Origin of the sequence: Gracilimonas tropica DSM 19535, assembly GCF_000375425.1 — a bacterium.
Taxonomy (GTDB): domain Bacteria; phylum Bacteroidota; class Rhodothermia; order Balneolales; family Balneolaceae; genus Gracilimonas; species Gracilimonas tropica.
Genome location: NZ_AQXG01000001.1, coordinates 400,402 through 413,865, shown reverse-complemented (window position 1 = coordinate 413,865; position 13,464 = coordinate 400,402). Strand labels below are relative to the sequence as shown.

At 45.3% G+C, this 13,464-nt stretch carries 11 protein-coding genes; 5 read left to right on the top strand and 6 right to left on the bottom strand.

Translation table 11 applies throughout. From position 1 onward, the window contains the following. Positions 1 to 14 precede the first annotated feature (14 nt). From B151_RS0101865 to B151_RS17700, 3 genes are all read left to right on the top strand, one after another. Complete coding sequence (locus B151_RS0101865; protein ID WP_020401891.1) at positions 15 to 1,337, top strand: APC family permease; 1,323 nt, start codon at positions 15 to 17, stop codon at positions 1,335 to 1,337. Positions 1,338 to 1,509: 172 nt separating this feature from the next. Continuing rightward, complete coding sequence (locus B151_RS0101860; protein ID WP_020401890.1) at positions 1,510 to 1,836, top strand: DUF1801 domain-containing protein; 327 nt, start codon at positions 1,510 to 1,512, stop codon at positions 1,834 to 1,836. Further along, positions 1,833 to 2,822, top strand: coding sequence for a magnesium transporter (locus tag B151_RS17700; protein WP_020401889.1), 990 nt, complete (start codon positions 1,833 to 1,835; stop codon positions 2,820 to 2,822). Before B151_RS0101860 ends, B151_RS17700 begins: the two co-directional genes overlap by 4 nt. Before the next feature lie 124 nt (positions 2,823 to 2,946). Here B151_RS17700 and B151_RS0101850 read toward each other — a convergent pair whose 3' ends face one another. The 4 genes from B151_RS0101850 to B151_RS0101835 form a co-directional block, all read right to left on the bottom strand. Further along, positions 2,947 to 4,758 (bottom strand): FG-GAP repeat domain-containing protein, encoded by a 1,812-nt coding sequence (locus B151_RS0101850; RefSeq protein ID WP_026166418.1) that lies wholly within the window; start codon positions 4,756 to 4,758, stop codon positions 2,947 to 2,949. Positions 4,759 to 4,783: 25 nt separating this feature from the next. Continuing rightward, positions 4,784 to 5,866, bottom strand: a complete 1,083-nt coding sequence (locus B151_RS0101845) for a YncE family protein (RefSeq protein ID WP_211207805.1) — start codon at positions 5,864 to 5,866, stop codon at positions 4,784 to 4,786. A gap of 90 nt (positions 5,867 to 5,956) precedes the next feature. Next, positions 5,957 to 8,317, bottom strand: coding sequence for a choice-of-anchor B family protein (locus B151_RS19285; protein WP_020401886.1), 2,361 nt, complete (start codon positions 8,315 to 8,317; stop codon positions 5,957 to 5,959). A gap of 198 nt (positions 8,318 to 8,515) precedes the next feature. Further along, positions 8,516 to 8,722 (bottom strand): hypothetical protein, encoded by a 207-nt coding sequence (locus B151_RS0101835; protein WP_020401885.1) that lies wholly within the window; start codon positions 8,720 to 8,722, stop codon positions 8,516 to 8,518. A 211-nt stretch (positions 8,723 to 8,933) separates the two neighbouring features. Here B151_RS0101835 and sucD point away from each other — a divergent pair, with 211 nt between their 5' ends. Together sucD and B151_RS17690 are read left to right on the top strand one after the other, a co-directional pair. After that, the gene (sucD, locus tag B151_RS0101830) at positions 8,934 to 9,809 is read left to right on the top strand and encodes a succinate--CoA ligase subunit alpha (RefSeq protein WP_020401884.1); all 876 of its coding nucleotides are present in this window, start codon (positions 8,934 to 8,936) and stop codon (positions 9,807 to 9,809) included. A 141-nt stretch (positions 9,810 to 9,950) separates the two neighbouring features. Beyond that, a complete protein-coding gene (locus tag B151_RS17690) occupies positions 9,951 to 10,550 on the top strand; it encodes a peptidoglycan recognition protein family protein (RefSeq protein ID WP_020401883.1) in 600 nt (199 codons plus the stop codon). Here the strand turns inward: B151_RS17690 and B151_RS0101820 are convergent. Continuing rightward, entirely contained in the window at positions 10,543 to 11,817 is a 1,275-nt protein-coding gene (locus tag B151_RS0101820) for a glucose-1-phosphate adenylyltransferase (RefSeq protein ID WP_020401882.1), read from the bottom strand. The two genes, B151_RS17690 and B151_RS0101820, sit on opposite strands and share 8 nt — an antisense overlap. Positions 11,818 to 11,827: 10 nt before the next feature. Then, the gene (locus B151_RS0101815; protein WP_020401881.1) at positions 11,828 to 13,267 is read right to left on the bottom strand and encodes a glycogen synthase; all 1,440 of its coding nucleotides are present in this window, start codon (positions 13,265 to 13,267) and stop codon (positions 11,828 to 11,830) included. Between the last annotated feature and the right edge of the window lie 197 nt (positions 13,268 to 13,464).

Genomic DNA, 13,464 nt, shown 5'->3' with positions numbered 1-13,464 from the left:
CTATACCTTTGGCTATGAGTGAAAGCACTGCATCCCGATCTGAAAATGAAGAACAGCTGCCCCGAAAGTTGGGCGTATGGGGCATATGGCTGTTGGTCATCAATGGCTTTGTGGGAGCCGGGATCTTTGGGCTGCCCAGCGGCGCTTTTGCTCTTGCCGGCGAATACAGCATTTGGATTTATGTGATCTGTGCACTGCTGATGCTTCCTGTTATCCTGAGTTTCGCAGAGCTAGGCAGTTACTTCAAGGGCACAGGCGGTCCTGTAAAATACGGAACGGCTGCTTTTGGCCCATTTATCGGCTTTCAAGCAGGATGGCTATTCTATGTAGCGCGGATGATCTCCTTCGCCGCCAATTCCGTCTTACTAACCGACAGCATCGGCTACTTTTTTGAACCGGCGGCAGAAGGAATTGGTCGTTTGATAGCACTCGGAATCATCATAGGCGGACTTACGCTCATAAATGTTTTGGGATCCGTTGAATCCATTCGGTCACTTGCGGTTTTTACCGTACTCAAATTTTCGGTACTGATCTTTCTGGTGTTTGGCGGATTGGTGTTACTTGGATCCGAAGTCGTTCCTGCTTTCGAAAATCCGGTTCCCCCCATAAGTGATTTGGGTGCCGCTGCCCTTCTGCTTATCTATGCTTTTGTAGGATTTGAAGGAGCTGTGGTTCCGGCCGGAGAAGCCAAAAAACCGGAACGGGATATGCCTCTGGCTTTACTTTTGGGGTTGGGATCCGTGGTGATTCTTTATATGTTCATTCAGCTCGTCACTCAATCTGCAGTTCCTGATCTCGCTTCCTCCGAATCCCCTCTTTTGGATGCTTCAGGCGCATTATTCGGAACAGCCGGCGCCATCATTTTGATGATTGGTGTAGTCACCTCGGTAACCGGAAACCTGGTAAGTACTATCTTTTCTACTCCGCGGCTTACATACGCTTTGGCATTAGAGCATTCTTTGCCGAAATGGTTTGGCAAGGTTCATCCCAGGTTTATGACCCCTGCAAATTCCGTGATCTTCTTCGGAGTTTTTGCTTTTATTGGAGCCGCTTTAGGATCATTTACCGCACTGGCAGCTATGACGGTCCTCTCTCGTCTCTTCCTTTTCATTATCACTTGTGGAGCCGTTCCGGTGCTTCGACCAAAATTCGCTCAGCAAAAATCCCGTTTCATCCTAAAAGGGGGTTACCTGATCCCCATTCTCGGTATCCTTGCTTGTTTATGGCTGATGCTGCAAGTCAGCTTTAATTCCATCTGGCTGACGGCCTTGTTCATCGCTATCGGCACCGGGTTGTATTGGTTGGGAAGAAGGCAAGCTTCTGTCAGTGAGCAGTGAGCAGTGAGCAGTGAGCAAGATTGTCTTGCCTGTATTATAAACAACCACTCCATGATGATTGCTAAAATGCGGCAGGTAATGAGCTAAAGTTTTGAATTAAAGTGAATTCCCTACATACAATGCTTTTTATTTCTGATAATTTAGATTCAGGTTTTATTTATCCTCTGTCAAGATGTCCATCCATCCTAAAGTTAAAGACTACCTGAGTCGACTTCCTTCCCCTCAAAAAGAAATTTGTGAGAAGCTGAGGACCATCATTTTTACAACCTTTCCGGATATGGAAGAGTCCTTCAAGAATGGAGTTCCCTGGTATGAAGATAATTTTTACTTAGTGGGGCTTAGAGATCATGTAAATATGGGGTTCACCGTTGCAGGGCTTACCGAGAATGATCTAAAGAATTTTGAGGGGAAAGGTAAGATCATGCGTCATATAAAATTTTATGGTCTTGAAGATGTAGACGAGAAGCGGGTCAAAGCATTGATGTTGCTCGTACGATGAAAGATTCACCTCAAAATAAGCGATATCCTCCCAAAACCGCCGGGGCCATCATGCTTACAAACGTCCCCACCATGGGCGAGAACAAAACCGTCAGGGAATTCAGGGAATTTTTGCTCACCATCCATTATGATTTCGATACGTTCAACTATATCTATCTTTTGGATGAAGAGAAAACACTCAAAGGCGTCATTTCTATACGTCAGATCCTTCATTCTGCAAACGACACCAAACTCATTCATCTCTCCCCTAAGAAACTGATCGTGGCGCATCCGTATACCACGCAGGAACGGGTGGTTCATCTTGCGCTTAAACATAATTTACGAGCGATTCCGGTGGTCGACCATGAGCATAAATTTTTAGGAGAATTCCCAAGCAAGGCCATTTTAAGGGCTTTGCACCATGAATCCACAGAAGATCTTTTTCGGCTGGGTGGTGTGACCCACACCGCTACCTACGATGACATCCTAAAGCTGCCTTTCACAACCATTCTGAAGCACCGAACACCGTGGCTTATCCTTGGGCTTTTTGGCGGACTGCTGTCAGCAGGCATCGTCAGTCAATTTGAAGATGTGCTTTCAAAACAGATCATCCTGGCGTCTTTCATCCCGCTCATCGTGTATATGGCCGATGCCATCGGTACTCAAATTGAAGCTTTTATCATTCGGGATCTTGCCGTTGATCCTACTTTGAATTTCATAAAATATCTGAGGCGGCAATTCACCATCGTACTCATCCTCGCAATTCTGATCAGCGGATTGCTCTATGTCATCAGCCTGTTACTTTATGATCAACCGGAAATCAGCATGGTGATCAGTTTGGCGTTGTTCTTAGCTATTATGACTTCCCTTTTCAGCGGCCTGTTTGTACCCTTTATTTTTGACCGGTTAAAATTTGACCCGGCCAACGCCAGCGGGCCTGTAGCCACCATCATTCAGGATGTGTTGAGCGTTTCGGTCTATTTTTGGGTTGCGAATACTATTTTGTGAACCTCTATTTATCGCAGTCACCGAAGCTCAACCATAACTCTTCAAACCCATCCTAAAAGGACGTTCTGAACAACATTTCCAACGGTAATTAGAACCGCAAAATGTTCTGTGAAAGAAATTCAACTTACGGGCGGAAATAGATCAAACCACCTTCTCTGTTTCCTGATAAAAACTCCGGTATTCCATCTCCATCCAGATCGGCAAAATGAGGGGCGCTGAATTGGGTGGCTTCTACGGAGATCGGGAGCTCGGTTTCCATCTTGAATGCTGCTTTTTTGGGAGATCCAATATTCCTGAAAAAAACGATCCCATCCACTTTGGAACCGAGAAACAGATCGAGATCGCCGTCTCCATCCACATCAAAAAATGCGGGGTTGCTGCGGTGACCTACTTCTACATTCGGAAAAGCATCTTCCACCAGCTGAAACTCAGGATCGCTTGCTGAACCGGTGTTTTCAAAGTATGAAACAGTTCCGCCTGAAGACCCAAGCAGTACGTCGAGATCTCCGTCCGCATCCAGGTCAACCAGCTCAGGAACGGCATTACTTCCCCGCGGCAGCTCTATGATATTTTCTTCCACAAGATCAAAAGAACCGCCGGTATTTTGATAAAATGCCACTCCTCCCCGCCAGCTTCCAAGCAGCAGGTCATCGAGTCCATCGCCATTCAGATCGGCCAAATCGGGAGCATAGTGATAGGCATCCGGCAAATTCAGCGTGCTTTTTTGGTGGAATTCCGGAGTGTTTTCAGTCCCCCTGTTTTCAAACACATATACAATCGAGGTATTTCGGTTAATGGGGTCGATCTTGTTTGCAAGCAACAGATCGAGGTCGCCATCGCCGTCAATATCACCGGTTGCCGGGATGCTTTCGTTTCCTACATCCAGGGTTTTCAGAAATTGTTTGGTTTGCAGCCGAAACTGTCCGGGAGATTGTTGCTCATAAAAGAGAAAATTTTCGGCGAGCGTTTGATTGGCATTATATGCACCGCCAAGTACTCCAAGAAATAGGTCTGCATCGCCGTCTTTCCCCCAATCAGTGAGTGAGGGGGCATTATAACCGCTGGTTTGCACAGGATCATCTGCAGGAAAAGGCCTGGGCTCGCCTTTAAAATCAGGGCTGGAAGGAGTCCCCCTGTTCTCAAGCAGCAAAATGCTCGGCTCAAAAAAATCACCCCAGAAGATATCCTGATCCCCATCGGCATCGATGTCCATAAAAGCCATGGTATTGGCTCCATGCATGGTTCCGAACTGTTTTACGATCTCGATGTCTTCAAATCGCTCGGTTACCAATTCGAAACGCGGTATTTCCCGTTCATCCCTGCCAATGGATTCATAGCGCGTCAATGTACCATCCAACCGTCCGATAAAAAGATCCAGAAGGCCGTCATTGTCGATATCGGTGACGTTGGGGATATTCTGCCGGTCAGAAAAAATAGCTTCGCCCGTTACGTCTCGCAATGAATCAACTGCAAGTACAAACCGAGCTTTTTCCCGGGTCCCTTCATTTCGGTAATACCGAATATAGCTGTAGGGTTGCTCGGTCAACAGATCAAGATCACCGTCCTGATCCAGATCTACAAAGCGAAACCATTCCCCGATATCCAGTTCCTGATACTTATTGGTCCGCCATTCTAAGGGAAATTCCGAGCCTTGCTCTGTAAACTCAAAGTATTTTAGATCGCCTGTATTTTCCTGGACAAAAAGATCCGTATCCCCATCAGCATCAATATCCACGAATTGTGGGCGGGGCGCGTTAAATCCACCAAGAAAGGGAAAAGTGATCAGTTCATCCGATGCATCGTAAACGGGAAACGGATCAACCACTTGTTGGTAATCCGTTAAGTCTGAGGTTGAGCTTTCATCTGTTTGTTGAAGTGATCGGCACCCTGAGATCAGCATCAGGCTCACCGCAATAAAGGATAGAATACGTGTCATTTTCATGGATCTTTTCAGATAGAATTTAGCGGGCATTGGTTCCGATACCGGATGGATACCGGCCTACTTCAATCACTTTCTCGATCGTATTCGTTTCCGTATTGATGACGACAACCGTTCCCGGCAGGTTTCCGGTTTCTTTCAAACCTTCGGGATTATACGTGCCGTCCAGGTTGTTATTGGTGATATATAAATACTTGTCATCTTGTGAAAGAGCAGCACCGTGAGGCTGTGCAAGTCCGTTTCCCGTGATGGTAGCCTCTATCGCCCCATCCTCCAAATTGATCACAGACACCGAATGATCTTCCTTATTTGCAAAATAGGCATGCTTTCCATCCGAAGAAATTACCGGGTGCCATGGCTGAGCCCCTACATCAAGCGTTGCTGCAAGTTGTGGAGAAAGCGGATCACGAATATCAAAAATCAACAGTTTACCGGATATTTGTCCGGTAGCGATCATATTGTTTCCATCTGGGGTGACCGCAAAATTTACAAAGGTATGAGGACTACCCGGCACATTGATCAAATTGGTTTCTTCTGTTTCGGTATTCAAAGATAGGATCTGGTTTTCGGAAAGACTTCCCACATAAGCCCATTCCCCATTTGGGGTTGTGGTTATGGCATGGGGACGTGTGAAGAACAGATCCACTTCCTCTAAAACTTCCATAGTAGTTCGGTTTACTATTCCAAAGCTTTGAGGCGGATTCACTGCACTCATTGAACGACCTACATAGAGCAGGTCCTTTTCAGGATGCATGGCCATCAAACCCGGAACTTCCAATTCAGCCGATCCCTGCAGTTCGTTATTTCGATCAAATTTCAGAACCTTGTTTTCACCGATCAAAGTGACGTACCAAAACTCACCGTCTTTGTCAGCAACAGCATGATGTGGCTTTGCATTTGCAGAAAAGCCAAGCTCCTGCAAATCCACGGTGTCCGTGATCGTATTGGTGGAAACATCGATCACCGAAACAGTGGCAGACCCCTGGTTGCAGACATACATATACTGCGTATCGGCCCCGGCCTGTGCAAAAGCTGAAGTTGCAGTAAAAAGGGTTAGAACAATGATTGCTACGTTTCGAAAGAAATTTGAAATAGAAAATATCATGGTCTCATATTTAATGAAAACAAAAAAAGGCAACTCCGGGTCCACTCCAAGTGAAGTAACCCAAAGTTGCCGAAATTATTTTAACAGCTATTAATCGCGATTGGTATCCAAAATGAAGAGCCCTTCGTTGGAGCTTGTCATCAGCACGATATCATCAAAATATGGGAAGTTACTCCAGGTTCCGGAGAAGCCGGCTGCATCTTCCACAAATGGGTGTGTGTCGAAATACCCTACACGCTGAGGATCTTCAGGATTTGAGATATCGATCACTTGTAATCCGCTCACATAATTGGATTGATACATCGTATTATCCTCGATGTACAGGTTATGATCGGAAGCTGGGTTCGGGAGAAAGAATTCACCTACAAACTGAGGATCATCCAGATCGCTCACATCCCAGATCAATGTTCTTGTCTGATCTACGTTACCGGTCAATTCATCCAGCTCATCATTCTGGAAAAAATAACGGTGATCCTCGGTCAGCCATCCCTGGTGTACATAAGCATGGTCGGGATAAGAAGCGGTTGACAGTGCTACCGGATTGTCTTTATCTGTCACATCTGCGATACTTACGGCCGTTTCGTTGGCTCCGAGACAGATCTCACTACCCTGGTGCTCTTCATCCGGGCCATCGTAAATAACGCACTGGGCATCATGAGAATATCCGGTTCCACGGCGGCCGGTTGAAGGATCCGCAAAACATCCTGCAAATGTAGGATTGGCAGGATCCTGAATATTGATCATATGTAAGCCACCGCCGCAGGTTTGTCCCCCGCCGCTGGTTCCAACTGCATACGCAAAGCCGGTAGACTCATTGATCACAATGTTATGCGCACTGTTGAAATTTTTGTAGAGTGTTGTTTCCTCAAAAATGATCGGTTCACCTTCAAACTTTCGAAGTTCGGTTAGGTCGAGTACCTGCATTCCATGCTCGCGGGCATTATCAGCTACCACATAAGCATGGTCTTTGTACACTTTGATATCTCTCCATGTACTTGGCTGACCCGTTTCCGTCAAAGGCAGGCTTCCAATATAAACAGGATTCAATGGATCGGTTACATCAACAAATGAAGTTCCCTCATTACGGCCTACAATTGCATAGTTCTTGCCGGTCTGGGAATCTGTCCAGCCCCACATGTCGTTCAGGCGAACCCCACGGTCTCCACCAATAGCACTGATGGGTAAGAATGAAACGAGGTCTACATTATCACATCCGTAAATATCGGCATTACCGCCTTCACAATTTACGCGTCCGCCGGTAATAGGCTCAAGGACGTTATCACCTTGTCCGATCAGGATTTTCTGGGTCATCCACATATTCGTATCATTTTTCTGCATGATCACAGCAGAACCGGCCCCAAAATCTGCCCCGGTAAGTCCAACAACTGCTACATCTCCTTCTACAGCAAGCGTTCCGGCAAATCGATCGCCTTCCCCCTGATCGGATCTCATCTTGAATACTGATGTCCAGTCACCATTCTCATCACTTTCAAACCGGTAGATCGCTCCGTTTCCGCCATCTGCATTTGGAGCCCCTATCCATAGGTCATTGCCTGAAAATTCGATGGCACCACCGAAGAGATACCAGTTTTGAGCGTCAAAAGCGGATAAACGATTTTCAGACATCCATTCGTCTGATCCTTCATTTTTAGAGAATACAAATACAGCGCCGGCTGCTCCATTTTGTCGGGGAGCACCTACAAAAACCTTCCCATCTTTGATGTTAACGGCCGTTCCAAAAGAGCTGCGTTCGTCGGCAACCTGACCGCTTAAAGTACCGGACAGATCCCAGTCAGCTCCATTACTTTCATACACATATACATTCCCTCCCTGTCGTTCAGGAGCACCAACTACCAAGTGCGAACCTTCCATTGCCAGGGTTGAACCGAATCCGGAACCGGCAGTATCGGGGTTGATGATGGTTTCGGCTTCAGTCCAGTTTCCATTCATTCGTTGAAAAATTACCACAGCACCTCTGCCATCGGCATGTCCCGGAGCTCCTATAAAGGCATGATCTCCATCCAACAAAACGCCGGAGCCGAAATCTGTATCTTCTGTCTCTATGGAAAGAATAGCCGCTTCCGTCCATTCATTACCGGCTTCATATACATATACGGCACCATTTCCATTATTAGCACCCGGGGCACCAACTAAAATTCGGTTTCCGGTGGCTGAAAGAACTGCACCGAAATCATTCCCGATCTGTCCGTCCGAGGCTTTTAGTTGTGCTTTTGCTTCCCATTCGCCGTTATTATTAGCATAGACATAAACTATTCCCGGTTGATGGTAATTGGCGGGTTCACCAATAAATACCTTGTCTCCTGAGATATCTACAGCCCGGGCAAATCCTTGCATAGGCTCTGCTTCACCATCAGCTGTTGTTTGTGCTGTTGATGGTTGCCAGAGAAAAGAAATTAAAAGTAGCGGAATTAAATGCGATAATCGTCTCATAAGTTAGTTTTTTGTTAAGATGGATTGATCAAAAAAATCAACAGATGTAATATAACGTGAGAAGGTTAAAAAACAAGATTTCCAAAAGCAGCTTTCAGCGATGATTATTTTAAATTTTATAAAAAAGCCCGAATGAATGTGCGCATTCATTCGGGCTGTAAAAGGGCAGGCAGATTTAGATTTATTCTTTTCTTAAAATCAGTCGCCTCTTGAGCTTAACAAGGTCCATGCGGCTGTACCTACCAACACCGCAGTCCCTCCAAGTATCAAAGCCAGGTTAAGGTCGCGCTGAATTCGTTCGGCTTTGGAAAGGTAATCGGAGCCCACTCCTTTTTTCGCTATGAGCCGTTCCAAATGTTCGATTTTATTTTCTAATTCCTCACGAGATCTTTTCTTTAAATCCATAATATCATCTTATTTACTTTTCATTTATCACTCTAACAGGATTTTGGGAAACAATGTTTCATAGAATGGTATACATTCCCTACCCCTCGCTACTCTACGGCTGTGAAAAACTATTTTCGGGCCTAACTTTCCTTTACAAATAAGCTTTTCAATTAGGTGCAAGAGATGCTATATTCCCAACCCCAAATTTGAACCTCAAATAAATTGATTGATGAGCGTATTAGTTGGAAAAGACACCCGTCTTATAGTTCAGGGATTCACCGGAAGCGAGGGTAGCTTTCATGCCGAACAAATGATCGAATATGGCACCAATGTAGTTGGTGGTGTAACTCCCGGAAAAGGTGGCCAAACCCATTTAGATCGTCCTGTTTTTAACACGGTAGCCGATGCCGTTAAAGAAGTGCAGGCAAACACCTCCGTGATTTTTGTACCTCCAGCCTTTGCCGGTGATGCTATCACCGAAGCAGCTTTTGCGGGTATCAAGGTGATCATTTGTATCACTGAAGGTATTCCGGTTAAGGATATGATTGTTGCCAAACAAGTGGTAAAAAGCCACGGCGCTACGCTCATCGGACCCAATTGCCCGGGTGTTATCACTCCGGGTGAAGCTAAAGTTGGAATTATGCCCGGTAATATCTTCAGCCCGGGTAAAGTTGGGTTGATCTCACGGTCCGGAACGTTGACCTATGAAGCCGTAGATCAGCTTACCAAGGAAGGTTTGGGACAAAGCACAGCGATCGGTATTGGAGGCGACCCGGTGATCGGGACTACGCATCTTGATGCTGTTAAAATGCTGAATGACGATCCGGACACCGAAGCGATCGTCTTGATCGGTGAGATCGGCGGTACGGCTGAAGAAGAAGCAGGCGAATGGATCAAAGAACATTGCAACAAGCCTGTTGTAGCCTTTATCGCAGGTTCTACCGCGCCTCCGGGACGACGAATGGGACATGCCGGTGCCATTATTTCCGGTGGAAAAGGAACGGCCCAGGAAAAGAAGAAGTCCCTGGCCAATTCCGGAATTACCGTTGTTGAAAGTCCGGCTGAGATCGGCATTACACTGAAGAAGATGTTGGAAACAGCTTAATTTTATCCCTCTTCATTTATCAATTTAACACAAAGCCTCTTTCCTTTTGGAATGAGGCTTTTTTATTGCGGTGATTCTCCTGAATCGATTTTGTTAATTCATTACTTTGATCTCCATAATTTTTGATTAAATCATTTCCTCATGAAATCTTTACTTCTTGTTTTCTCAATTTCCTTGTTGCTGTGTATCCCTCAAGCCTTTGCCCAGGTTTCTAAACCGGATATCATTTCGGTGAAAGAATGGGGAGGAAAAGAACCTACCGGAAGTATCAAAGAACATGAGATCGAATACATAACTATTCACCATGCGGGTGTGGAAATGCCTGAAGATGCTGATCCCGTTCAAAAACTGATTGGGCTGCAGAATTTCAGCCAAAATGATAAGAACTGGATCGATATACCGTACCATTTCAGCATCGATCTTGATGGAAAGATCTATGAGAACCGTCCTTTAAAATATCCCGGCGACACGAATACAGAATATGATCCTACCGGACATGCGCTCATACAGGTGCTGGGTAACTATGAAGTACAAAAAGTCAACGAAAAGCAGTTAGAGTCACTTGCTCATTTAACCGCCTGGCTGGCTGAACAATATGATATCCCCACGGATAAAATCGCGACCCACAAAGATTACTCGGATCAAACCGTATGTCCTGGAGCAGATCTATACAAATATTTCCAGGATGGCTCTATGATCGAAAGGATCAATCGTTATTTAGAGGAAGGATCTTCTAAATGATGGTGCCGTCCGGTATCACAGTGCCTTTTTTCACGATAATGATCCCGTCCCGCACATAGTGATATTTGTGGTCTCCGTCTTCGAGGTGCTTCCCTCCTACAATGCGAACATCATTTCCGATGCATACATTTTTGTCGATAATGCAATTGCTGATATAGCAACGCTGCCCTATTCCCATGGATGGGTTTTCCGCATCGGCTTTTTCGATCACTTCACGATCCTGGAAAATATCATTACCCATTACTATGGAATACTCTACGGTGGTTCCTTTTCCGATCCTCGACCGGATACCTATCACAGACCTGACCAACCGGCTTGCTTCTACAATACACCCCTCCGACACCAATGCATGTTCTAATGTAGTACCCATCAATTTTGAGGGAGGAAGCAGGCGGGCTCGTGTGTAGATAAAGTTCTGATTATCGTACAAGTTAAACTCGGGTACCGTATCTGCCAGCGAAAGATTGGCTTCAAAGAACGATTCAATGGTTCCGATATCGGTCCAATAATCCCCGAATTCATAACTGCATACTTTCTGATCACCTTCCACGCATTTGGGGATCAACTCCTTGCCAAAATCAGTAGCATCGGGATTTTCATCAAACAGATCCTTAAGCACTTCCCTGTTGAAAATGTAGATCCCCATGGAAGCGAGATAATCTTTTCCCTGTGAACTGAATTTCTCCGGGACATCGGATTTCCATTTTTCCAGTTCGTCCATAGAGGGTTTTTCAACAAAGCTCTCAATCGTTCCTTCCTTGTTCGTTTTCATGATCCCGAATCCTGTGGCATCCTGCGCATTCACCGGTATAGTTGCAACCGTCAGGTCGGCGCCATTCTCTTTGTGTCGGTCCAGCATTTTTTGATAATTCATCTGATACAGCTGGTCACCGGAAAGGATCAACACGTGGTCATGTTCATGATTTTCCATATGATGGATGGATTGCCGAACCGCATCTGCCGTTCCCTGAAACCAACCGGTGTTATCCGGTGTTTGCTCGGCAGCCAAAATATCCACAAAACCGCTGCTGAACACATCAAAGTTGTATGTATTTTTAATGTGACGGTTCAGTGAGGCTGAATTGAATTGGGTAAGTACATAAATTCTGCGAATATCCGAATTCAGGCAGTTCGATATGGGGATATCTACCAAGCGGTATTTACCGGCTACGGGTACGGCCGGCTTCGACCGATGATCTGTTAATGGAAAAAGCCTTGTACCTCTTCCTCCCCCTAAAATAACAGCAATGACAGATGATGTTTTCATAATGATTGACTCATTTTTGTGTTAACCCTTTATACATGTCTATATATTCCCGGGCAGAACGTTTCCAGGAAAAATCCAGCTTCATGATCTTACTTAAAACTTCCGGGTAAATTTTTTGATCTTTGTAAAGCTCAACAGCCCTGCTTATGCCTTCAGAGGCGGCTTCAAGACTAAAATCATTGAATGTGATCCCATATCCGCCCTCCTTAGAAATATCAACGACGGTATCCTTTAATCCCCCAACGGAACGTACAATGGGAACCGTTCCGTAACGCATAGCAAACATTTGGTTCAAACCGCAGGGTTCAACCCTTGAAGGCATCAAAATAAAATCGGAACCGGCATACATTTGATGAGCCAGTTGCTCATTGTACTCCAGCGTAGCATCAAAATACCCCATATGATCACTTTCCATACGGGCAAAGATCTGGTGCAACTGCGGATCTCCAGTACCCAATAAAATAAAATTAACCTCACTTTCGGAGTATATGATCTGTTTGAAAAGATCGGGAAGCAGATCGGCGCCTTTCTCGCGAACAAGCCGCCCAATGAATGAGATGGTTGGTAGTTCAGGATCCAGATCGAACTGCTTACATAAATATTCTTTGTTCTTCTGTTTACCCTTTTTTCGGTCTTTGTAACTAAAATTGAATTCAAGCAGCTCATCCGTAGCAGGGTCCCACACTTCCGTATCGATCCCATTCACAATTCCGGTCGATTTCTTCCTCTCCTCCTTAAATAGCAATTCTAAGCCGTTGCTGTTTTCAGCAAGTTCATCCATGTACGTATTTGAAACAGTCGAGATCTTCCAGGCACATTTCAATCCCGCTGCAAGTGAATTCAACCGGCCGTTCCAATCTAAAAGCCCAATATTATCAATATTGAATGCCGGTAATAACTTAAAGTTTTCAAGATCATGTTCTCCATGATATTCCGCATTATGCACCGTGAGAACGGTCGGGATATCAGCCATACTCCGATACCGGTTGCATTGCGATAGCATGAATGGGACCAACCCGGTATGATGATCGTGACAGTGGATGATATCGGGGCGCAGGTTTTCTGCTTTCATCCATTCCAAAGCAGCGATCTGAAAACTCACGAATCGTTCGAGTTCGTCCCAGTACCCATGCCCTGACCACGGATCGATATAAATACCCGGGCGATCGAACCGGCCGGGGATGTCTAGCACATAAAACGGGAATCCCAGTTTGTCATCCTTCATCCTTTGGATGGAAAATTTAACCTGCTCCGATCCCATCGAAAAGGCACCGTCAAAGATCGTTTCGAACGTTTGTGCTGCAATCCAATGGTTATCATATTTGGGAATCACCACTTCACACCGCTGCCCGAGTTGGTTAAGATACTTTGGAAGCGAACCAACCACATCTGCCAACCCTCCTGCTTTTGCCGCAGGATAACATTCTGCACTCAGATGAATAATATGCATCGAATTTGCAACCTATTTTAGTCTAAATCGTTATCAATTCTTAATATGGGAAATAAGAAAAGTTTGAACATCTTCCAAAAGAAATAGTGGTAATTTGATGACTTAATGAATGTTTTCAAAAGAAATTAAAACCGGTACTATATTTTAAGTCTACCAGAGCATTTTGCTCAGATATCGAACCACTTTATCACCTACCA